Origin of the sequence: Micromonospora sp. C41, assembly GCF_018070485.1 — a bacterium.
In the GTDB taxonomy this organism is placed as follows: Bacteria; Actinomycetota; Actinomycetes; order Mycobacteriales; family Micromonosporaceae; genus Micromonospora; species Micromonospora chalcea.
This window is the reverse complement of record NZ_JAGPXP010000012.1, coordinates 152,238-173,876: the sequence shown is the minus strand read 5'-3', so window position 1 is coordinate 173,876 and position 21,639 is coordinate 152,238. Positions and strand designations below refer to the sequence as shown.

Below are 21,639 nucleotides of genomic sequence, written 5' to 3'. Positions count from 1 at the left end.
CCGAGGACTTGACTACCAAGCTGCTACGCGTCCACTGTGCAACTCTGAACAAACGATCACCCACAGGTTGGGTTGGTTGACATGTTCATAGAGTTACGGCGGTCATGGCGGAGGGGAAACGCCCGGTAACATTCCGAACCCGGAAGCTAAGCCCTCCAGCGCCGATGGTACTGCACTCGGGAGGGTGTGGGAGAGTAGGACACCGCCGGACAACCTTTCGTTTCAGGGCCACCCCCGTGAGGGGTGGCCCTGAAACGCGTCCACCCCGAAAACCGGCCACCACACCGCCTGGATTCGGGCCGGCCGACGGGAATCACCACGTCGGCCGCGTCAGTCTCGTACCGTCGAGCCGGGACCTCTGACAACGGCCACGCCGGTGGGCCGAAACGTGACATGGCGTACGTCGGGACCGTGATCGGGGCCGACCGCACGGGGTACAGGAGTGGACATGGAGATTGGAATCATCGGGTCGGGGCACATCGGGGGCACCCTCACCCGTCGTCTGCGTTCACTCGGCCACGACGTCGCGGTGGCCAACTCCCGCGGGCCGCAGAGCCTCGCCGACCTGGCCGCCGAGACCGGCGCCCGGGCGGTGTCGGTGGAGGACGCCGTGCAGGGCGCCGAGCTGGTGGTCATCGCGATCCCGCTGAAGGCGGTGCCGCAGCTCCCGGCGGCGCTGTTCGACGGCAAGCTGGTGGTCGACGCCAACAACTACTACCCCCAGCGGGACGGCGACATCGCCGAGCTGCTCGACCGCAGCCTCAGCTCCAGTCGCTGGACCGCTGACCACCTCAAGGGCGCCCGGGTGGTGAAGGTCTTCAACAACATCCAGGCGGCGCACCTCATGGACGAGGGCAAGCCGGCGGGTACGGCAGGCCGGATCGCGTTGCCGGTGGCCGGCGACGACGCGGACGCCAAGCGGATCGTGATGGGCCTCGTGGACGATCTGGGCTTCGACCCGGTCGACGCGGGCACCCTGGACGAGAGCTGGCGGCAGCAGCCGGACACCCCCGTCTACGGCACCGACCGGGACGCCGACGGCGTACGCGAAGGGCTGGCCGCGGCGCGGCCGTGACAAGCATGGGAAAGGCCCCGCCGGATGCGTCCGGCGGGGCCTTTCCGTGTGTCGTGGATCAGTCGTCGCCCGGCTTCGGGGCGCAGATGAAGCGCGGCTCGGCGTCGTAGCGCCAGCTGAACTTCTCCCGCTTGACGACCTTGCCGTCCTTCTTGATGACCCGGAAGGCGTCCTGGGCGAACCCGACGGCGCCCGCGGCGGGGATGCAGGACGGCCCCGGGGTCAGGTACACGGTCTTCGGCTGGGTGATGTTGCGGCGGGGGCCGTACTCCGTCTTGACGCTGTCGTAGATCTTGGTGCTCCAGATCGAGACGGTGATCGAGCTGGACGTGTACGAGGTGTCGATGAGCACGCCGTGGGGCGTGTTGTTACGGAACTTGAAGTCGAGCTGCGGCCAGTAGATGGTCGACTCGATCACGGCCGGGTAGCGGCTGAAGTAGAACGAGTGCGGCTTGTGCTCCACGTCCTCCAGCCCGGCGTAGTAGGTGGCGTTGAACAGCGTGGTGGTGAACTGGGAGACGCCGCCACCGACGCCCGGCACCAGCTTGCCGTTCACGATCGTGGGCGCGTCCTTGTATCCCTGGTCGTAGCCGCGTTCACCGGTGTGCCCGTTGAGCGAGAACGTCTCACCCGGCTTCACGAGCGTGCCGTCCACGTCCTTCGCCGCGCGGACGATGTTCTGGCTGCGCGGGGAGGAGAGGCCGCCGGTGAAGTGGGTGGTGAAGGTCGACACCCGCTCCTTGATGCCCAGCTTCGCCAGCTCCGCCTCGGTCAGCTCGGGCGCGGCCGGCTTGAGCTCGGCGGACACCGTACGGCCCTCGGACTTGGGCAGCACCGCGAGCAGGGCCGGGCCGAGCGCGGCGGCGTCGACCTGGCGGCCGGCCTTGCTGGGCACCACCTTCGGCTTGCCGCCGCTGATGGTCAGCCCGGCGTCCTGCGGCTCGACCTCCAGCTTCGTCAGCCGGTCGCCGAGCGCGGCGCGGAGCCGCTTGACGTCGACCTTCGGGGTGAGCGTGCCGGCGTCGTCGGCGGAGAAGCGCAGTGCCCGGGCGATGGCGGCGGGCGGGATGGTGACCGAACCGCCGTCGGTGGTGAGCGTCACCGGCGCGGCGACGGCGGGCCGGGCCAGCTCGGCGACGAGGCGGTCGACCTCCTCACGGGTGGTGGCGGGCCACTTCTCGACGAGCGGCACGGTGACCGGCTCGGCGGCCAGCCAGCCGGCCTTCACCACACCGGTGGCGCCGTCGGTGTCGACGGTGAGCGCCGGCTTCGGGTAGACCGGCTTCGGGGTGGTGCCGGTCCAGATGATCGCCGGCATCGTCATCTCGCGTCCCTGCGAGCCCATCACCTTCCGCAGGGCGGCCTCCAGCTTGGGCCGGTCGACGGTGACCACCGGCTCGACCGTACGGGAGCCGACGAGCCGGCTCACCGCGTGCGCGTCGGCCTTCGCGGCGGCCGCCACAGTGGCGTCCACGTCGATGGCGAGCCCCACGTCGGACGGCTTCAGCTCGGCCTTCTTCTCACCGACGGTGACCGCCAGCGGGGCGTTCAACGCCTCGGCCCGGCGCTCCAGCTCGGCGCGGAGCGCCGCCGCCGCCTCCGCGCGGCTGCGCCCGCCCAGCTCGGTGCCGAGCACCGTGGTGCCGCGGGGCACGTCACCGGCGTACGCGTAGGCGCCCAGGCCGACGCCGCCGGCGAGCACGGCCGCGACGATCCCCCCGGCCAGCAGCAGCCGGGCCCGTCGCGACCGCCCCGGCCGGCCCGTGTCGCCTCCGGGCGGTGTGGCGACCGGCTCCATCTCGACGCCGGGCCAGCTCACCGCCGCCACCTTGATGGTGGGCCGGTCGTCGGCAGCCGGCACCTTCTCGCCGTACATCGTCACTGCAACCTCGATCGGAAGTACACGCGGGGACCGCTTCCCCCGCGGGAGACACCTACGGTAACCAACGCCCGGGCGCGCCGGGAGTCTCCGGCCCGGCGTCGTGTCGGGCGTTCGGCGGTGTCGGCCCGATCACCCGATTCGGGGCCGCGCCCGGGCGCGGATCGTGGCACGGTGAGCGGGTGCTGGCGTACGGCGGTGGGTGGCTCGACCGGGCGGCGGCGCTGCGCGGTGACGCGGAGTGGCTGGCCGGGCGGCTGGCCGATCCGGTGAGCGTGGTGTTGCCGCTGTGGCGGGACCGCTGCCTGGTCGACGCGGCCGGTCCGGTCCGGCTCACCGGCGAGCACGCGTCCCGCGTCCGGTCGGCCGCCGGGGAGACCGTCTTCCTGGGGCTCGACGACGACGTCGCGGTGTTCGCGGCCGATCTCTCCGCGCTCGGCGAGCGGGCCGCCGTCGAGTTGGCCGCCGCGACGCGCGCTGTCGATGTCCGGACGCTCGTGGGCCGGCTCGACCCGGCCGGGGCGGCGGTGCAGGCGTACGCCCGGGGGTTGCTGCTCTGGCACCGGCAGCAGCGGTACTGCGGCGCGTGCGGCGCCCGGGCCGTGGCCGGTGGCGGCGGGCACATGCGGACCTGTAGCGGTGGGGAGTGCGGGCGGCTGTGGTTCCCCCGGATCGAGCCGGCCGTGATCGTGCTGGTCGAGGCGCCCGGCCGGACCGGGCGGTGCCTGCTGGCCCGGCACGCGGGCGCGGCCGAGGGCAGCTATTCGACGCTGGCCGGCTTTGTCGAGGTCGGCGAGAGCCTGGAGGACGCGGTCCGCCGGGAGCTGGCCGAGGAGGCGGGCGTCACCGTCACCGACGTGGTCTACCAGGGGTCGCAGGCGTGGCCGTTTCCCGCCGGGCTGATGGCGGGTTTCCGGGCTGTCGCCGTGTCCGAGGAGGTCCGGGTCGACGGGGTGGAGTTGCTGGCGGCGCGCTGGTTCAGCCGGGCGGAGCTGCGGGCGCGGGTCGCGGCAGGGCGGCCGCTGGGCCGGGTGGACTCGATCGATCACCGGCTACTGGGCGACTGGCTCGCGGAGGGCTGAACACCATCACCAGCGCGGTTCCCGCGGCGGTGGCGAGCGCGCACCACATGATGCCCTGGAACGTGCGGGGCGCGACGGTGGTGGTGAGCACGGCCAGGACGGCCGCGGCGACCCAGAGCGGCGCGGACGGCCAGCGCGCGCCCGCCGCGATCTTCGCGTTGACGGCCGCGAAGATCAGTGCGTAGAGCGCGCCGGTGGCGGCGAAGAACGGGGCGTACCTCCCCAGGGACGTGTAGTCCTCGCCGCCCACCAGCCGGAACGCGAACCCGCCGGCCAGGGCCGAGGCGGCGACGAGCACGACGCCGCAGCCGGCGACGATGGCGAGCACGACGGTACGGACCCGGTTGTCTCCCACGGCGAGCCGGGGCAGCGCCAGCACCACGATCACCTGGGGGGCCCAGAGCGCGCCCTTGGTGAGCACGGTTCCGACCGCGTACGCCCCGGAGTCGGCGGGCGAGAGCAGCTGGCGGGCGAAGATCAGGTCGGCGTACGACACCGCGAGCATCGCCAGCGCGGCGGTGCCGGCGCTCGCCACCTGCCGGATCCGCATGGTGGCGGCGACGTCGTTCCCGGCGGGCCGGTCGGGGCGGGCGATCCAGGCCAGCGCCGGCAGCACGAGCCAGGCGGTGAGCATGCCGGCGAGCAGGGTGACCACGACGTCGGCGCCGAGGACCAGCGCGACGATCATGCCGCCGTACCGCCCGAGCGCCACCACCCCCATCGCCCAGGCGAGACGGACGAAGCGTTGCTCACCCTGCAGTTCGCCGAGCCACCGGGCGGCCAGGACGACAGCGACAGTGGTGCCGGCGACCAGCGCCACGACGGTCGACGACAGCCGCAGACCGGTGATCATCAGCGGCGCGGCCACGACGACGGCGCCGCCGGCGACCGCCGTGGTGACGAGGCTGACCCGGTGCGTCGGCGCGCCGGGGTGGCGGGCCCGGTGCACAGCGACCGCCATCTGCAGCCCCACGCCGGCGACGCCGGCGATCGCGACGAGGGCCAGCGTCGTGGCGAGGACGCTCAGCTCCTCGACCGGCAGGTACCGGGCACCGAGCATGGGCAGCAGGTAGGCGAGCCCGTTCGTCGCCATCGCGGCGACCGCGACGGCCGCGCCGGCGGTTCCCAGGCGGCTCGCGCCGGGCCCTGCCGTGGTCTCTGTCATCGCGCCTCATGTCGGTGTCGCCGGTGGAACGGGTTCGCCTCGAACCTCGCGTCGTCGTCGCGGCTGGCTCGTCGACGTCGTGAGGCAAGCTACCGTCCGTACTCGCCCTGTGCCTAGAGTGCTGTCCGGAGCCCCGGGTGCGACGTCGGGCCCGCTTCCGTCCAGGTTCATGGGGGTCCGTGTGCGTCGAGCGTCACCGAGCTTCGGTCCGGCGCCGTCGCGGGCCGCCGTCGCGCTGCGCCGCTGGTGGCCGGAGACGGCGCTCGGTGTCGGCGTGGTCGTCGCGATCCTCGGCCCGGTGCTGCGCCGTGGCTTCGTCCTCCGGTACGACCTGGTGTTCGTGCCGGACCCGCCGTTCGGCGCGGTGGTCTGGGGCAGCGGCTCCGAACTGCCGCGTGCGGTACCGAGCGAGCTGCTCGCGGTCGGGCTGTCGCAGGTCGTCCCGGCAGACGTGGCCCAGAAGGTGCTCCTGGCCGGCTGTCTCGTCCTGGCCGCGGTGGGCGCCGCGCGGCTGGCGCCCGTCGGTCATCCGCTGGCGCGGGTCGCCGCCGGGCTCGCGTACGTCTGGAACCCCTGGGTGTACGGGCGGCTGCACCTCGGGCAGTGGGCGGTGGTGGCGGGGTTCGCGGCGTTGCCCTGGGCGTTCGCCTGGGTGCTGGGGGTGCTCCGGCCGCCGCCCGAGGGCACCGGCCCGGGGCGGCGTTCCGCAGTGGCCGGAGGGGCCGCGGTGGTGCTGGGCGGCCCGGCGATGGTGCTGGCGGCGGTGTTCGCCTGTGCCCCGGCGCTGGCTCTGGCGCGCCGGTGGCGGGCGTTTGTGGCGGGGGCGGCGACGTTGGCCGGCCTGACCGCTCCGTGGTGGCTCGCGCTGCTGAGCCGGGGCGGCGCCGTCGACGTCGACGAGCGGGGGGTGGCCGCGTTCGCGGTCCGCGCGGACACGCCACTCGGCGTGCTCGGCAGCGTCGCGACTCTCGGCGGCGTGTGGAGCCGGAACGCCGTGCCGGTCGGCCGGGACCAGTGGGCGGTCGCCCTGATCGCGCTGGCGCTGGCCGGCGCGGCGCTGTGGGGGTACGTGCTTACCCGTCGCCGCTGGCCGTCGGCGGCCTGGTGGGGTCTGCTCGCCGGCGCGGTCCTGGGCACTGTGGTCGCGGTGGCGCCGGCGTGGCCGCTGGGCGCGCAGTGGATGGTCGCGCTGGTCGAGCACGTTCCGCTGGCCGGCGCGGTCCGGGACGGCACCCGGCTGCTCGCTCCGCTGGCACTGGTGCAGGCGGTGGGTCTCGGGATGCTCGTGGAGTCGCTCGTGACGACCGGCGCCCGGGCGCTGGCCCCGCTGCTGGTGGTCGCTCCGGTGCTGCTCATGCCCGGTCTGGCGTGGGGTCTCGGTGGTCAGTTCGACACGGTGCGGTACCCGGCGGAGTGGGCGGCGGTGCGCGCCGAGGTGAACCGGGATCCGGCCGGGGGCAGCCTGGTGTCGCTGCCCTGGTCCTCGTTCCGGGCCTATCCGTGGGCGGGGAACGTGCCGGTGCTCGATCCGGCCTCGCGGGCGTTCCGCCGGCCGGTGGTCGGGGACCAGGACGTGCTTGTCGGCCAGGACCGGATCCGTGGGGAGAGCCGGGAGGCGGACCGGGTGGCGGCGGCGTTGGCGGCGCCGGGTGATCCGGGACCGGCGCTGCGCCGGCTCGGGGTGCGGTATGTGCTCGTGCAGACGGACCAACCGGACGCCGCACAGGTGGAGGGCCGGTTCGTGAGCGCCGAGCTGGTCCGGCGGGACGGGGCATTGACGCTGTTGCGTCTGCCGGATTCCGATTTCTCCGGCTCGTCCGGTCGCATCGGCATAATGCCGGTCCTGGGGTATTCGGTACTGGGGGCCACCCTGATGATCGCCCTTTCGCACCGGGTCAAGCGGCAGTGACGCATGTTACTCTTCGGTACCTTTTTCCGAAGGGATCATCGATGAAGGCATCCTTCAATCCCCTCCTCACCGCGGTAGTCGCCGCGGCGGTGGGTGCCGTGCTGGGAATCCTGGCCGTCTCGATCGGGGCGTCCACCCTCGGCAACAGCAACAGCAAGCCAGCGAGCGTGGAGCAGCCCATCATCGTGTACGGCGAGCGCTGACGGTGCGGCATGGAGGTCCCCCCTCCTGACGTCTCGTCAGAACTGGTCGTACTCGACGTCGTGGTGCCCGCGTACAACGAGGCGCTCCGGCTGCCCGACACCCTGGTCCTGCTCCGGGCGGCGCTGGCCGAACTCGGAGTGCCCTGCCGGGTCACCGTGGTGGACAACGCCAGCGACGACGGGACGAGTGCCGTGGTGGTGAACGCGCCGCCCGGCCCGGTTCCGGTCCGCCTGCTCTGGTGCGGCGAACCGGGCAAGGGCTTCGCGGTGCGTCGGGGTGTGCTGGCCAGCGACGCCCGTTACGTAGGCTTCTGTGACGCCGATCTGGCCACCGCGCCGGCCGCTCTCGCCCAGGTGCTCAATCTCCTGTACGACGGCGCGGACGCGGTGGTCGGGTCGCGGGCCCACCCCGAGTCGGTCGTCGAGGAGCGGCACAGCGTGCTGCGACGCTGGGGCGCGGTGGCGTTCCGGGGCGCGGTCCGGCAGGTGGTGCGCGGCGTCAGCGAGACGCAGTGCGGGTTCAAGTTCTTCCGCAACGACGTCGCCCGGCGGGTCTTCGCGCCCCTGCGGTGCGGTGGATTCGCGTTCGACGTCGAGGTGCTGGGCCGCGCCGAGCGGGCGGGCGCCCGCCTGGTGGAGATTCCGGTCAGCTGGGTGGACGTACCCGGCTCCCGCTTCTCACCGGTCCGGCACGGCTGGCAGAGCTTCGTGGACGTCGCGAAGATCAACTGGTGGCTCCGTGGCGCCGACGTCGCCCCGGTGATGCCACTCGTCACGCTTCCGGTCACGCCGGACGTCACCGGCGGCACGGCCGCCGTTGGAATGCGGCCGTGAGTGTCGGAACACCCTCTACCGACGCGGCACCCACCACCGACGCCACCGTGGTGGGCCGCCGGGTCGTGGTGCTCAACTGGAAGGACCCCTGGCATCCTGACGCCGGGGGCGCCGAGGTGTACGCCTGGCAGGTCGCCCGCGACCTGGTGACCGCCGGCGCGGAGGTCACCTTCGTCACCGCGCGCCCGAACGGGCAGCCCGGCGACGAGGTCCGCGAGGGCATCCGGATCGTCCGTACCGGCGGCCGGTGGACCATCTACCCCCGGGTGCTGGGCTGGCTGGCGCGCCACCGCCGGCAGTTCGACGCGGTGGTGGACTGCCAGAACGGCATCCCGTTCTTCAGTCCGGCGGTCCTGCCGGCGGCCGTGCCGGTGATCTGCGTGATCCACCACGTGCACGACCGGCAGTTCCGGTTGTACTTCGGCCCGGTCGTGGGTCGCTTCGGCGCCTGGCTGGAGGGACCGGTCGCCCGGCGCGTCTACCGCCGCGCGGTGACGCTCGCGGTCTCCCCCTCGACGGCGGTGGCGATCCGGGAGCGGCTGCGCTGGACCGGCCCGGTGGTCGTGGCGCCCAACGGCGCCGACGCGTCCCGGCCGGCCGCCGCGGGCGTGACCCGCGCCGACCGGCCACGTGTCGTCTGCGTCGGCCGGGTGACCCGGCACAAGCGGGTGGACCTGGTGGTCGACGCCGTGGCCCGGCTCCGGGCGGAACGGCCCGACCTGCGTCTGGACATCGTCGGCGGTGGGCCGGACGTGGCGAGCGTCCGCCGGCTGGTCGACGAGCGTGGACTGAACGACATGGTCACCGTGCACGGCCACCTGCCCGCCGCCGAGCGGGACGCGCTGCTGGCCGCGGCCTGGCTGCACGTCTCCGCCTCGTGGGGTGAGGGCTGGGGTCTCGTGGTGGTGGAGGCGGCCGCCGCCGGGCTGCCCACTGTCGCCTTCGACGTGGACGGGCTGCGCGACGCGGTCCGGCCGGGCCGTACCGGATGGTTGGTCGACGAGGGTGAGGATCCGGCGCAGAACCTGGCCGCCGGCCTCGACCGCGCGCTGGACTCCCTGGCGACGCCCGGAGAGCCGGAACGGATGGCCGCGGAGTGCCGGCGGTGGAGCGACTCGTTCCGCTGGACCGACACCGGCCGGCGGGTGCGTGCGGTCCTCGGGGATCTGCTGACGCCGCGCCCGCTGCCCTGGGCCGCCGGGAACACGTCGGTGGTGGTCCGGACCGACCAGCCGGAACGCCTTCTGGCCCGGGTGGCACCGCTCCTGCCGCGTACCCGGCACGTCGCGATCGACGGGCAGAACCTGCTGCTCCTGGTGCCGGCCGCCGAGCCGGCCGCCGTCCGGCAGGCGCTGCTGCAGGCGGGGGCCGCAGCCGACGACATCGACGAGCGGAACGCCGGAGCGGACGAACTGCTCACCGGCGTTCCGGTACGGCAGTGCTGACCGCCTGGTCGACCGCTCGCCGTACCCCCGGAATTCCGAGCGCCACGGTGTCCCTGGCGGTGTGGCGCCTGCGCGAGCTACTGGTCTGTCTCGCGCTGATCGGTCTCTGCGTCACCCAGGAGCCCGGGCTCATCGTGCCCGAGACGAAGCTGGACATGGCCCTGGACCCGGGCGGTTTCCTCGCCCGCGCGGCTCACCTGTGGACCGGGGGCTGGCAGTTCGGCACGCTCCAGAACCAGGCCGTCGGCTACTTCTTCCCGATGGGCCCGTTCTTCCTGCTCGGTGAGGCGGTGGGCCTGCCGGCCTGGCTGGTCCAGCGGCTCTGGATGGCGACCCTGCTCTGCGTCGCCCTCACCGGCGTGGTGCGCCTGGCGCGCGCCCTCGACCTCGGCGGTCCGGGATCGCGTCTGGTGGCCGGCGCGATCTTCGCGCTGTCCCCCCGGGCGCTGTCCCTGGTCGGCACGGTCTCGCTGGAACTGCTGCCGTACTGCGTCGCCCCCTGGGTCCTGCTGCCACTGGTCAAGGGGGCCGCGGGCGGTTCGTTGCGGCGGGCCGCGGCGCTCAGCGGGCTCGCTGTGGTCTGCATGGGCGGCGCGAACGGCGCGGCCGTCGCGTGCGCCGTGCTGCCCGCGTTCCTGTACGTGGTGACCCGTGCGCCCGGTCGGCGGCGGATCCGCCTGCTGGCGTGGTGGACGGTGGCGATGGTGGCGGCCACCTTCTGGTGGCTGGTGCCGCTGCTGTTGCTGCAGCGCTACGGGTTCCCGTTCCTCCCGTACACCGAGAGCGCGGCGGTCACGACCAGCGTGACGTCGCTCCCGTCGGCGGTACGCGGCAGCACCCACTGGGTGGGTTACCTGGCCGTCGACGGCGTGCCGTGGTGGCGCGCGGGATGGGCGCTGGTCACCACCCCGTGGATGATCGTGCTCACCGCCCTGATCGCCTGCGTCGGCCTGGCCGGGCTCGCCCGTCGGGACCTGCCGGAGCGGCGGTTCCTGCTCGTCGGCGCGCTGGTCGGCCTGCTGGCCCTGACCGCGGGGAACCTGTCGACCGGGGGCGCCGCGTTCGCGTCGCCGATGCGTGAACTGCTCGACGGTCCGCTCGCCGCCCTCCGCAACCTGCACAAGTTCGACGTCGTGATCCGCCTGCCGCTGGCGCTGGCCGCCGCGCACATGCTGGACACGGTCGGCCGGATCGCGCTCATCCGCCGCTTCACGCGCCCCACGAACATGGCGCCCCGGCGGGTGGCGCTGGGCGCGACCGCCGTCGCGCTCGTGGCGGTGACCAGCGGCGCCGGGATGGCGGGACTCGCTCCGGGCGGCGGCTTCCACGCGCTGCCCGAGCACTGGCGGCAGGCGACCGGGTGGCTCGACCGGCACGCCGGGCCGGGCACCACCCTGCTGGTTCCCGGCTCCAACTTCGCCGAGTACAACTGGGGACGTCCGCTGGACGAGCCGGTGCAGCCGCTGCTGGACTCGCCGTGGGCGGTGCGGGCGCTGGTGCCGGGCGGATCGGCTGGTAACTCGCGGCTGCTCTCCGCCATCGACGAGCGGCTCGCCTCGGGCACCGCCTCGCCCGGACTGGCCGACGTGCTCAGCCGGCTCGGCGTGCGCTACCTGCTCGTCCGCAACGACCTCCGCCAGCCGGTCGGCGGCATCGCCTGGCCGGTCCTGGTGCACCGCACGCTTGACAGCGCACCGGGCCTGTTCCGGGTCGCCGCGTTCGGCCCGGCGTCCGGGGTGAAGCCCGACCTGAACGGGGCGTGGGACTACGGCCTGCACGAGCCGTACCCGGCGGTGGAGATCTACGAGGTGGACCGGCCGACGCCCCGGGCCACGCTGACCGACGCCGCGCTGCCGCTCAACCTGGTCGGCGCGCCGGAGACGTTGCTGGACCTCAGCGACGCCGGTGTGCTGGGCAACCGGCCGGTGATCCTCGACGGCGATCCCCCGCTGGTCAGCGACGGCGGCACCGTGCTCGCCGACAGCCTCCGGGACCGGGAGGTCGACTTCGGTCTGGTCCGGGGCAACACCTCGCGGACCCTGACCGAGCAGGACCCGACCCAGTTGGAGCGCCTGGAGCACGACATCCTCGACCCGGCGTGGCGGTCGTCGATCACCTCCTCGGCGTACGCCGGGGTGGCCGACGTCCGGGCGTCGTCCAGCGCGGCGGACGTCACCGGTCCGGCCGGGCTGCGCGACCCGTCGGCCACACCCTTCGCCGCCGTCGACGGCGACATCGGCACCGCGTGGTTGTCCGACGGCGCGCGCAAACCAGTGGGCCAGTGGGTCGAGCTGCGCTTCGCCGACCCGATCGAGGCCGACTCGGTGGAGGTGCAGGTGATGGGCGACGAGGTGATCGGCGCGCCGGTCACCTCGGTACGGGTCAGCACCGAGGGCGGTTCCCAGGTGCACCCGGTGACCGGCGCGGGCCGGTCGACGGCGCGGTTGCCGCTGCCCGCCGGCCGGAGCAGTTGGCTGCGGGTGACAGTCGAGAGTGTCGCGGACGCCGACGTTCCGGGCCGCCGGGCGGGTATCCGGGAGCTGAGTGTCGCCGGGGTGACGCCCGAGCGCTACCTGCGACTGCCGGAGGTGCCCGCCGACGCCGTCGCGCCCGAGGTGGTCGCGCTGGCCCGCAAGGCCACCGATCGATCCGCCTGCGCGGTCGCCGGTGACCACTACCTGTGCGCTCCCGACCTGATCCGGCAGGGCGAGGAGACCGGGCTGGTGCCCCGGCGCTTCGACCTGCCGGCCGCGATCCCCACCCAGCTGACCGGCCTGGCCCGGGCCACGCCCGCCACCGCGCTCGCGGCGTACGACGAGATGACGGGCGGCGAGACGTTCACGACGTCGAGTTCGTGGTTCGCCGACCCGGTCGCCTCGTCGAGGTCGCTGGGGGACGGGGACGACGGCACGGCCTGGTGGGCGGATCCGAGCGATCCGCAACCGACAGTGAAGATGCGCTGGGCCACCGCGCGCAAGGTGAGCTGGGTGCGGCTGCGGTTCGCGGAGAGCCTCGTCGCGGCGCCGCCCAGGACGGTCCGGATCACCGGTGACGACGGCATCCGGGAGGTGACTGTCGACCTGGACGGTGTCGCCCGCTTCCCGGCTCTGCGTACCCGTGGGCTCACCGTTGCAGTGACCTCTACCGTGCCGAGGGTCAGCCGGTCGACGGCGCTGTTCGAGCCGCAGTCGCTGCCGGTCGGTCTCAGCGGCGTGGACGTGCAGGGCGTGCCCGAACTGAACCAGCCGCGCGGCCTCGACCGTGAGGTGACGCTCCCGTGCGGCGCGGGGCCCACCATCGTGGTCAACGGGGTGAAGGTGCCGACGACGGCCACCGGGACGCTGCGCGACCTGCGCGACCTGCGGCCCCTGCGCTACCGCGCCTGCGCTCCCGCTACGTCGTCGGGCCGGGCCGCGAAGGCGGGCGCGGAGCAGGTCACGCTGCGGGCGGGCGGCAACGAGGTCTCCGCCCCGGCGGACCGGTTCGTCGTGGACAGCGTGATCTTCAGCGGTACGCCGGCCGAACGGCCCGTCGTCGCCGCGTCGCCGCGCCGGGCGTTGAGCGTGGTCGACTGGGACGACCAGCGCCGGTCGATCGAGATCGGTGCGGGTGGCGGCAGCTACCTGATGGTTCCGGAGAACGCCAACGCCGGCTGGCGGGCGACGCTCGACGGGCAGGAGCTGATCGCGGCCCGCCTGGACGGGTGGAAGCAGGGATGGTTCGTGCCGGCCGGTCCCGCGGGCCGCGTCGAGCTGGTCTTCACGCCCGGCGAGCACTACCGGATCGTCCTGTTCGTCGCCGGGGGCCTGTTGGTGCTGCTGATGGTCGGGGCGCTGATTCCCGCGCGCCGCCATCGACCCGCGTACCCGGTGGTGCCGACGATGATGCCGACCGCGCCGCTGCTCGCGGTGGCGGTGCCGGCGCTGCTCGGGGGCCTGGTCGGGCTCGGCTGCGCCGCCGCGGTGGTGGCGCTGCACCGGCGCCGCACGCCCGGCCCGGCATGGATCTGGGTGCCGGCCGCGCTGGGGCTCACCGTCTACGGGACCGAGCGTCTGTGGCTGCCCCGGGTCGGCGCGGAACGGGTGGCGGAGCTACTGGTCCTGTTGCCGACCGGGCTGCTCCTCGTGGCGGTCGCCGCTCTCGTGTTGCGGTTCCGTCGGGTCCGCGGCCGGTACGAGGCGAGTTCCGAGGCCGGCCGGGCCGGCGCCCTGAAGCGCTGGCGCCGGCGTCGCGGCCCGGAGCGGGAGGCCGGGCTCGACGGCCACGGGCCGGCGGCGGCCACCGAGCCGCCGCAGCCGTCGCGCGGGCCGCTCGATGAGGTAGTAGCTGGCCGTCGCGACCGGGACGGTGAGGGCCAGGGTGACGGCGAGGAGAACCCAGAACGAGCTGTTCATCCGGGTGAATCCGAGCAGGCGGAAGCAGACCTCGAGCGCGAGGAGGTGCCAGAGGAAGATGCCGTAGGAGATCCGGCCGAGGAACATGACCGCCCGGTGGCTGAGGAGAGCGCGGGGCACCCCGCCGGACCCCGGCCCGACGAGGGGGGCGATCAGGCACCAGGCGACGAGCAGGAACAGCAGGTGCTCGGTGACCGACTCGACCGGCTTGGCGGGTTCGACCCCGCGCGGGCCGGCGATGGGCGTGCTCGCGATCCAGAGCAGCGCGCCGGCGATGAGCCAGGACGTTCCCGGGGCGAAGGTGAACACGCGCAGGCCGCGCGGCGTGGCGGACCACAGGTCCTCGTCGCCCCGCCCAGACCCGTCACCGGTCAGCCCGGTGAGGAACGGGGTCGAGGTCGTGCCGACGGGCCACGAGGCGAGCACGGCCAGCATGATGCCGATGCCGAACCAGTCGAGAAAGGCGGGCAGCCAGAGCACCGCGAGTCCCGGTAGAGGCGAGTCGGGACCGTGTGCGTACGCATTCCAGATGAGGCCGGCAAGGACGAGTACGGCACCGAACGCCAGTTGGCGCCGGGCTCGCCCGAGCGGGGTGCGGCCGCCCATTCGGCGGCCGAGCACCGCTATCAGTGGCAGCGCAAGGTAGAAAGTCGCCTCCGTAGCCAGGCTCCAGGTCTGCTCCATGCCGACCGGGAGTCGCAATGGCTCGTAAATCTGTGCCAGAAGAAAGGGGATCGCCCAGTCCCAGACGGACTTCAGATAGTCGATGTTGAGCCAAGTCAGTGCGACGATCGCCATTGCCCAGTACCCGGGCAGAATGCGCAGCGCGCGGTGCCAGAGGTATCGCCGAACGGATGGTCCTGACTGTCCGTTAATGGCAGCGAGCGCGAATGGCCGATAGAGGAGGAAACCGGACAACGCAAAGAAGATCGCCACCCCGACATCCAGCCTGGCCAGCACAGCTGCGAGGTGGGCGAAGGAGTTGGTCAGTCCGCTGAGAAAGGAGACATGGTGGACGACCACGCCGATCACCGCCACCGCCCGCAGCCCTTCCAATGCGGGCAACCAACCGTCCGAACGGCCGGTATTAGTTGCGGACAGGATCGCCTGTCCGTTGCTCGAGTCCGGTCTGACGGGTCGGCTCACAGTTCCCTCGACATCCATTTGATCTCGCAGCCCGGTGGCTGCTGCACCCCCGGAGTCAGTACGTCGCGAGAGGTCGCATCGGACCATATCCGAAATCGGCCTCGTCATGTACTGTCAGCCGACTAGTCGAGTCTTTACAAGGGGAGGAGTTTCATGCGACCCACGTCGGGTGCCATCTTGGTGGCGGCAGGCGCGTTCCTGATCGTCGGGGCCGTGGCGACGCCGCTGGCCGTCGCGCCCGCTCTGGTCAAGGTGCCCCTTGACCAGAGTTCGGTAACGGTTTCAGAGGCGAAGAACGCGACCGTTCTTGATTTCAGCACGCTGGCCGAGCGCAGCGGCGTCAACCTGACCGCCCACCGCGCGGTGCGCGGCGACGTCGAGGCCGGCAACGCCGACCGGACGGTCTTCAACGTCGGTGTCCGGGTGATCGACGACGCGGGCAAGGAGATCACGGTCAGCACGGACCGGGTCGCCCTCGACCGGCGTACGGCGGAGTCGGTCGCCTGCTGTGCCGAGGCGGTCAACGGCGCGCCCTTCAAGCACGAGGGGCTCACCTACACCTTCCCGTTCGGTACGGAGAAGAAGACGTACCAGTACTTCGACAACACCGCTCGGAAGGCGTACCCCGCCGAGTACGTGGGCACCGAGAAGCTGCAGGGGCTGACCGTCTACAAGTTCGAGATGACGGCCGAACCGATCAAGATCAGCGAGATCGACGTGCCGGGCAACCTGGTCGGATCGGCCCAGCCCACGGTGACGGCCGGTCGCTTCTACGCCAACACCCGCACCCTCTGGGTGGAGCCGGACAGCGGCGTCATCGTCAAGGGGCAGGAGAAGCAGCTCCAGACCCTGCGTGACGAGACCGGCGCGGACAAGATCAAGATCATCGACGCCACGCTCGTCTTCACCGAGGACACCCAGAAGCAGCAGGCCAAGGCGGCCAAGGACGCGCGTGGGCAGATCAACCTGCTGACCACCGTGCTGCCGATCGTCCTCGGCGTCGTGGGTCTGCTCCTGCTCCTGCTCGGCCTGTTCATCATCGTCCGCGCGGCTCGCCGCCGGCCCGACGCGACGCCGGTGGACGCCGGCGACGGACCGGTGGACGACGTGCCGTCGCAGCGTTCGGCGGAGCCGGTCGACGACGACCCGACCGTGCCCGCCGGCGGACGCCACGCCGCGGACCGCGCGGAGTCCTGAGCGCCAACCCTCGCACCACCACACGAGCAGGCCGGCCGACCCACCAGGGTCGGCCGGCCTGCTCGTGTGCGCGGCAGGTGGCAGGTCAGAGGCGTCGCACCGCGTACCGGGTGCAGATCCAGTCCTCGGTGTACGGCAGGTCGGGCCGCTGCCCGACGATCTCCCCGCCGTTGGCGGCCACCAGCCGGGTCATGTCGGCGTCCGGCACCGCTGTCATCTTCATCGGCGCGGGGTAGTTGAGCAGCCGGCGCTGCGCCCAGCTGATCAGGCGGAACGGCGCGAGCTTCCAGATGACGCCTTTGGCCGTACGGGCCGGCTCGGTCGGCAGGCCCACGACGGCGACCCCGCCGGGGCGCAGGACGCGCAGGAACTCGGCGAGGTAGCTGTCGATCGCCGGGCGCGGCAGGTGCTGCAACACGAGCGCGCTGTAGACCAGGTCGAAGTGCCCGTCGGGGAACTGGCTCAGGTCCGGCGCGTCGTTGAGGACGAAGCGGATGTTCCCGGCGCTGCGGTCCAGGCGCCGGGCGGTCTCCAGCATCGACGGGGCGATGTCGACGGCGACGACCTCGCCGGCGTGCGGCGCGAGCGCCTGCGACAGCCGACCGGCCCCGCATCCGAAGTCCAGCGCGCGGTCCCATCGCGTGGGCAGGCCGAGCCGGCCCAGCCATCCGGTCGTCTCCTCGACGTCGGCGCGGCCGGTGGCCAGGAACTCCTCGACGTCCCACTGCCCGCCGCGCTTACCGGGCTGGACGAGGACGGCCCACAGCGGATCTTCGGCGCCCAGCTTGGTCCAGTCGCGCCGTACGTCGTCGAGATTCACGCCGAAACCCTAGGACATCCGGGGGTGCGGCTGGATCGATCCGGTCATCTGCCGGCTCGGATGTTCGGCCGACGACACTGCCCCGAACGGCCCATCGCGCTCGACGCACTGTACATTTGTTACTTGATTGTAATCCCTCGATGTGCCGTCACTGTGGGTTGATCGGGCGCTCGATGACGGTGTCTTTGCGCACTTTGATGCCCTTTTCCTGCTCCGGAGCGTCAACGCCTGGTGATGGCGAGCAAGCTTCGTGGCGCACTCGTGTTACCGCCGGGTACACGAGGGGGTTGTGAGCTGCGCCGCATCGGGTGCACGATCAGGCTCGATCGTTACCCGTCGGTAACAGAGGGCGGGGCCCGGCGCGGGCCACCGGTACGACAACCGGCCGCCGCGCACATTCGCTCGAGGAGGAACCCGTGCAGAATCGGCTCGACAACCAGGGTCGTACCCGGTGGAAGCGGTTCGCCGCCATGATCGTGCCCACCACGGCCGCCGCCGGTGCCATCCTGTTCGGCATGTCGACCGGCGCCATCGCCTCCGACATCACCGTGTCCGGGCAGACCTTCAAGATCGGCGCGGACCGCCTGGAGGGCGAGGGCTTCAAGCAGTACGGCGGCATCGTCCGCGAGAAGGGTGAGGACGGCAAGGCCGGCGCGACGCGCCCGGTCGCGATGGCCGAGATCAGCAGCGCCGACCTGTACAACCTCTGCCAGTCCGTCCGCGCCGACCTGCCCGGCCTGCCGGTGGTGCTCACCATCAACGCCGGCGAGGGCAAGGACCCGGCCCGCGCCAAGGACCTGGTGATCGCGATGGACTCGCTCGAAGGCAACGCGACGTTCACCAACATCCAGATCGGCCGCGACGCCAGCGACCTGAACCCGACGGCCCAGCGCGGCTCGTTCGGCCAGAACTCCGACCGGGTCACCATCCGCGACCTGAAGCAGGTGTCCCGCTACACCACGTCCTCGACGTTCAACCTGGTCGGGCTGCGGCTCAAGGTCAACGTGGGTGACGACGCCAAGGGCAAGGAGTGCTTCTGAGCTGAGCACGGCCCGCGGTGGCCGACCACCGCGGGCCCGCCCCACCGTCCCCGCCCCCGCTCCGCCAGGAGGAGTACGTGACAACCGTCGAACCGTCCCACGCCCGGCTCGGCACCGCGGCCCGGACGTGGCGGACCTTCCGCCGCTGGCAGCGGAGCCGGCCGTTCTGGGGCGGCCTGTTCATCATCCTGGCCGGGGTGGAGATGCTCGCCTCCACCCGGCTGACCCTCAACGGCCTGAGCTTCAGCAGCGGCGCCACCGGCCTGCTCTCGCTGCTGATCCCGGCCATCCTCGGGACCTGCGGCGTGCTGCTCTGGCTCAGTCCGGCGCAGCGGCTGTTCTACTCGATCGTCGCGGCGGTCACGACCGTCTACTCGCTGATCGGGCTCAACCTCGGCGGCTTCTTCCTCGGCCTGCTGCTGGGCATCGTGGGCAGCGCGCTCGCCTTCGCCTGGGTGCCGGCCCGGCCGGCGGAGCTGGCGGCTGACGAGCGCGACACCGAGGCGGACGACGAGCGCGACACCAGGGTGGACCAGCGGGACGCCGACCTGCTCGACATCGACGGCCCGGTCGGCGTCGAGCAGGTCGGCGTCGACCAGTCGTTCACCGGCCGGCCGGCCGCCCCGGAACCCGCTGACGAGCAGCCGGCCGGGGAACTGCCGACCGTCGAGGTGCCGGCCGGCGTACGGCCGGCCGTCGAGCAGCCGACTGCCGAGCGGCCGGGCGGGGAGCGGCCGGTCCCTCGGCAGTCGGTGAACGGGCAGGCGGCCGGATCCGACGGCGGCCCGCCCGAGTGGGCGGGCCGTTCGGCGGACCCGCGTGCCTTCGGCATCGTCCTGCTGGTGCTCGGCCTGGCCACCGCCGGCCTGGCCGTGCAGCCGCGCGCGGTACAGGCCGCACCGAGCAGGCCCGCCGCCAGCGCCTGCCCGACGAAGCCCGCCACGCCGTCGAAGGCGCCCTCCGCGACGCCCACCCCGACGCCGAGCGCGAGCCCGACGCGGGAGGGCAACATCATCACCGATTTCTTCGAGGGGATCGGTGACCTGTTCAAGGGCGGCAGCAAGAAGAGCGAGACGCCCTCGCCCACACCTACCGCGAGCGGATCGGCGGCCCCGACGAGCAAGCCGACCACCCGTCCCGGCTCGACCGACTGCCCGACACCGGGCAAGCCGGGCAAGGAGGAACCGGCGAAGCCCGGCAAGGTGGAGCCCGGCAAGCCGCTGCCGCGTATCGCCGCCGACCCGGGCCTGCCGAAGGTGGCCAAGCAGCCGTCGAAGCTCACCGGCTCCAAGGTGACCATGACCGGGCTGCGGTTCGAGGGGATCACCGACCTGCGGACCGAGCAGGGCGCGCTCAAGGTGCTGAAGTTCAGCATGAAGGAAGCCGTGACCGACGACTTCCTGCTGGTCGCCGACGGCCCCAGCGGTCGCACCCAGCGGTACGCGACCGACCGTCTCACCGTCCGCGACGACGTCGCGTTCTACTGCACCCGGTTCGTCGGCAAGCTCGCCGGCATCAAGCTGACGCTGACGCCGGACCTGCCGTTCCCGGACGGCCTGCCGGTCACGCTGCCCATCCCGGTGACGTTCACCGACCCGGTCATCGACCTGGCGTACGTCACCAGCAACACGCTCACCGGCCGGCCGACGCTGAAGGTGACGCTCGGCGCCTGACCGGACGGGTGCCGGCGGTACGCGCCGCCGGCACCCGGAAGCCGGCTCAGAGCCGGGCCAGCGCCTTGCGCAGCGGGTCCAGCCCCAGCGAGCCCAGGTCGAGCGCCTGGCGGTGGAACTCCTTGAGGTCGAAGTCGGCGCCCTTGCGGGCCTTCGCGTCCTCCCGGGCCTGCAACCAGATCCGCTCGCCCACCTTGTACGACGGGGCCTGCCCGGGCCAGCCCAGGTAGCGGTTCAGCTCGAAACGCAGGTTCTCGTCCGGCACCCGGCAGTGCGCCCGCATGAACTCCCAGCCCAGCTCCGGCGTCCACCGCTCGCCCGGGTGGAAGCCGAACGGGTTGTCCTTCGGGATCTCCAGCTCCAGGTGCATGCCGATGTCCACGATGACCCGGGCCGCGCGCAGCGCCTGCCCGTCGAGCATGCCGAGCCGGTCACCGGGGTCGCCGAGGTAGCCCAGCTCGTCCATCAGCCGCTCGGAGTAGAGCGCCCAGCCCTCGCCGTGCCCGGAGACCCAGCACAACAGCCGCTGCCAGCGGTTGAGCAGGTCGGCCCGGACGGCGGTCTGCGCGACCTGCAGGTGGTGACCCGGCACGCCCTCGTGGTAGACGGTGGTCACCTCCCGCCAGGTGGAGAAGTCGGTGATGCCCTGCGGCACCGCCCACCACATCCGCCCCGGCCGGGAGAAGTCCTCGCTCGGGCCGGTGTAGTAGATGGCACCGTCGCTCGTCGGCGCGAGGCAGCACTCGATCCGGCGTACCTGCTCGGGGATGTCGAAGTGGGTGCCGTTCAGGTCGCTGACCGCCTGGTCGGCGAGCGCCTGCATCCAGTCCCGGAACGCCTCCTTGCCGCGTACCGTCCGCGCCGGGTCGGCGTCGAGCGCGCGTACCGCGTCGTCGATCGAGGCGCCGGGCCCGGCGATGCGCGCGGACACCGTCCGCATGTCGGCCTCCAGCCGGGCCAGCTCCGCGAAACCCCAGGCGTACGTCTCGTCCAGGTCGACCTTCGCGCCGAGGAAGTACTGCGAGGCCAGTTCGTAGCGCTCCCGCCCGGCGGCCTGCTTCTCCCGCCCGGCCGGCGCCAGCTCGTTGCGCAGAAACTGCCCGAACTCGGCGGTGGCGGCGGTGGCGGCGGCCGCGCCCTTGCGCAGCTCCGCGCCGAGCGCGCCGTCGGCGTCGAGCCGCTCGACCATGCCGTGGAAGAAGTTGTCGCCCTCCGGGTCGACCCAGACGTCGCACTGCTTGGCCACCTCGACGAGCTGCACCTGCGAGCTGACCCGTCCCGCGGCGGCGGCCTCGCGCAGCGTGCGCTTGTAGCCGTCGAGCGCCGACGCGAAGCGGTTGAGCCGGGCCGCCACGTTGGCCTTAGCCTCCTCGCCGTCGGTCGGCATGAGGTCGAAGACCATCCGGATCTCGTGCAGCCCGCTGGAGATGACGTTGACCTCGCTGCCGGTCTCGCCGGCCTCGTACCGGGCCAGCTCCAGGCCGAGGCGCTCCTGCATGGCCTCCTTGGCGGTCCGCTCGGCCTCGGTCTCCGGCTCGGTCACGTCGAGTTCGCCGAGCGTGCGCCGGGCCAGGTCGGCGCGGGCCGCGTAGCCGTCGGGCGACAGGTCGTCGAGCTGGTCGTCGTAGCCGGCGATGCCGACGTAGGTGGCCCCGGTCGGGCTCAGCGGAGCCCACTCGGCCACGTACCGGTTGGCGAGGTCATCGATTCGTCCCACGAGGGGACCCTACGTGACCCCGCAGCCGAATTCCGCACGACATCGTCGTACCCGTGGGGC

The 21,639-nt window shown here is 72.7% G+C and carries 14 protein-coding genes, 1 rRNA gene and 1 pseudogene; 11 read left to right on the top strand and 5 right to left on the bottom strand.

From position 1 onward, the window contains the following. The first annotated feature begins 94 nt into the window (after window positions 1-94). Window positions 95-211 (top strand): 5S ribosomal RNA (gene rrf / locus KBX43_RS15805). 237 nt (window positions 212-448) lie between these two features. Beyond that, window positions 449-1,075: an NADPH-dependent F420 reductase gene (locus KBX43_RS15800; RefSeq protein WP_030502154.1), complete on the top strand. Its 627-nt coding sequence runs from the start codon at window positions 449-451 to the stop codon at window positions 1,073-1,075. A 58-nt stretch (window positions 1,076-1,133) separates the two neighbouring features. On the opposite strand, the gene KBX43_RS15795 is transcribed toward KBX43_RS15800, so the two are convergent. Beyond that, window positions 1,134-2,951, bottom strand: coding sequence for a VanW family protein (locus KBX43_RS15795; RefSeq protein WP_069089573.1), 1,818 nt, complete (start codon window positions 2,949-2,951; stop codon window positions 1,134-1,136). A gap of 185 nt (window positions 2,952-3,136) precedes the next feature. On the opposite strand from KBX43_RS15795, the gene nudC reads away from it, so the two are divergent. Further along, window positions 3,137-4,036: an NAD(+) diphosphatase gene (gene nudC, locus KBX43_RS15790; RefSeq protein WP_043327813.1), complete on the top strand. Its 900-nt coding sequence runs from the start codon at window positions 3,137-3,139 to the stop codon at window positions 4,034-4,036. Here the strand turns inward: nudC and KBX43_RS15785 are convergent. Then, window positions 3,933-5,201 (bottom strand): polysaccharide biosynthesis protein, encoded by a 1,269-nt coding sequence (locus tag KBX43_RS15785; protein WP_210885113.1) that lies wholly within the window; start codon window positions 5,199-5,201, stop codon window positions 3,933-3,935. The genes nudC and KBX43_RS15785 overlap by 104 nt on opposite strands. Before the next feature lie 169 nt (window positions 5,202-5,370). On the opposite strand from KBX43_RS15785, the gene KBX43_RS15780 reads away from it, so the two are divergent. The 5 genes and pseudogenes from KBX43_RS15780 to KBX43_RS32245 form a co-directional block, all read left to right on the top strand. Next, complete coding sequence (locus KBX43_RS15780) at window positions 5,371-7,110, top strand: hypothetical protein (protein ID WP_210885111.1); 1,740 nt, start codon at window positions 5,371-5,373, stop codon at window positions 7,108-7,110. A gap of 41 nt (window positions 7,111-7,151) precedes the next feature. Next, on the top strand, window positions 7,152-7,313 hold the full coding sequence (locus KBX43_RS15775; RefSeq protein WP_157539048.1) for a hypothetical protein: 162 nt from the start codon (window positions 7,152-7,154) through the stop codon (window positions 7,311-7,313). A gap of 9 nt (window positions 7,314-7,322) precedes the next feature. Continuing rightward, window positions 7,323-8,147 carry a glycosyltransferase gene (locus tag KBX43_RS15770; RefSeq protein WP_064446837.1) on the top strand — a complete coding sequence of 275 codons (825 nt, stop codon included), beginning with the start codon at window positions 7,323-7,325 and terminating at the stop codon, window positions 8,145-8,147. Further along, on the top strand, window positions 8,144-9,592 hold the full coding sequence (locus KBX43_RS15765) for a glycosyltransferase family 4 protein (RefSeq protein ID WP_210885109.1): 1,449 nt from the start codon (window positions 8,144-8,146) through the stop codon (window positions 9,590-9,592). The genes KBX43_RS15770 and KBX43_RS15765 overlap by 4 nt, the downstream gene beginning before the upstream one ends. Next, a pseudogene (locus KBX43_RS32245) lies at window positions 9,586-11,646 on the top strand (DUF3367 domain-containing protein); the annotation flags it as partial. The gene KBX43_RS15765 and the pseudogene KBX43_RS32245, both read left to right, overlap by 7 nt. A 2,037-nt stretch (window positions 11,647-13,683) precedes the next feature. On the opposite strand, the gene KBX43_RS32240 reads toward KBX43_RS32245, so the two are convergent. Then, window positions 13,684-15,150 (bottom strand): acyltransferase, encoded by a 1,467-nt coding sequence (locus tag KBX43_RS32240; protein WP_356982556.1) that lies wholly within the window; start codon window positions 15,148-15,150, stop codon window positions 13,684-13,686. Between the two features lie 135 nt (window positions 15,151-15,285). Here KBX43_RS32240 and KBX43_RS15755 point away from each other — a divergent pair, with 135 nt between their 5' ends. After that, window positions 15,286-16,329: a DUF3068 domain-containing protein gene (locus KBX43_RS15755; RefSeq protein WP_083297040.1), complete on the top strand. Its 1,044-nt coding sequence runs from the start codon at window positions 15,286-15,288 to the stop codon at window positions 16,327-16,329. An 85-nt stretch (window positions 16,330-16,414) separates the two neighbouring features. Here the strand turns inward: KBX43_RS15755 and KBX43_RS15750 are convergent, their stop codons facing one another. After that, window positions 16,415-17,149 (bottom strand): class I SAM-dependent methyltransferase, encoded by a 735-nt coding sequence (locus tag KBX43_RS15750; RefSeq protein ID WP_051611329.1) that lies wholly within the window; start codon window positions 17,147-17,149, stop codon window positions 16,415-16,417. Between the two features lie 416 nt (window positions 17,150-17,565). Between KBX43_RS15750 and KBX43_RS15745 the strand changes: the two genes are divergently transcribed. Beyond that, window positions 17,566-18,189, top strand: coding sequence for a DUF6230 family protein (locus tag KBX43_RS15745; protein ID WP_043327818.1), 624 nt, complete (start codon window positions 17,566-17,568; stop codon window positions 18,187-18,189). A 77-nt stretch (window positions 18,190-18,266) separates the two neighbouring features. After that, window positions 18,267-19,862 carry a DUF6114 domain-containing protein gene (locus KBX43_RS15740; protein WP_210885105.1) on the top strand — a complete coding sequence of 532 codons (1,596 nt, stop codon included), beginning with the start codon at window positions 18,267-18,269 and terminating at the stop codon, window positions 19,860-19,862. Between the two features lie 46 nt (window positions 19,863-19,908). On the opposite strand, the gene KBX43_RS15735 is transcribed toward KBX43_RS15740, so the two are convergent. Further along, window positions 19,909-21,579, bottom strand: a complete 1,671-nt coding sequence (locus KBX43_RS15735; protein ID WP_043327819.1) for a DUF885 domain-containing protein — start codon at window positions 21,577-21,579, stop codon at window positions 19,909-19,911. Between the last annotated feature and the right edge of the window lie 60 nt (window positions 21,580-21,639).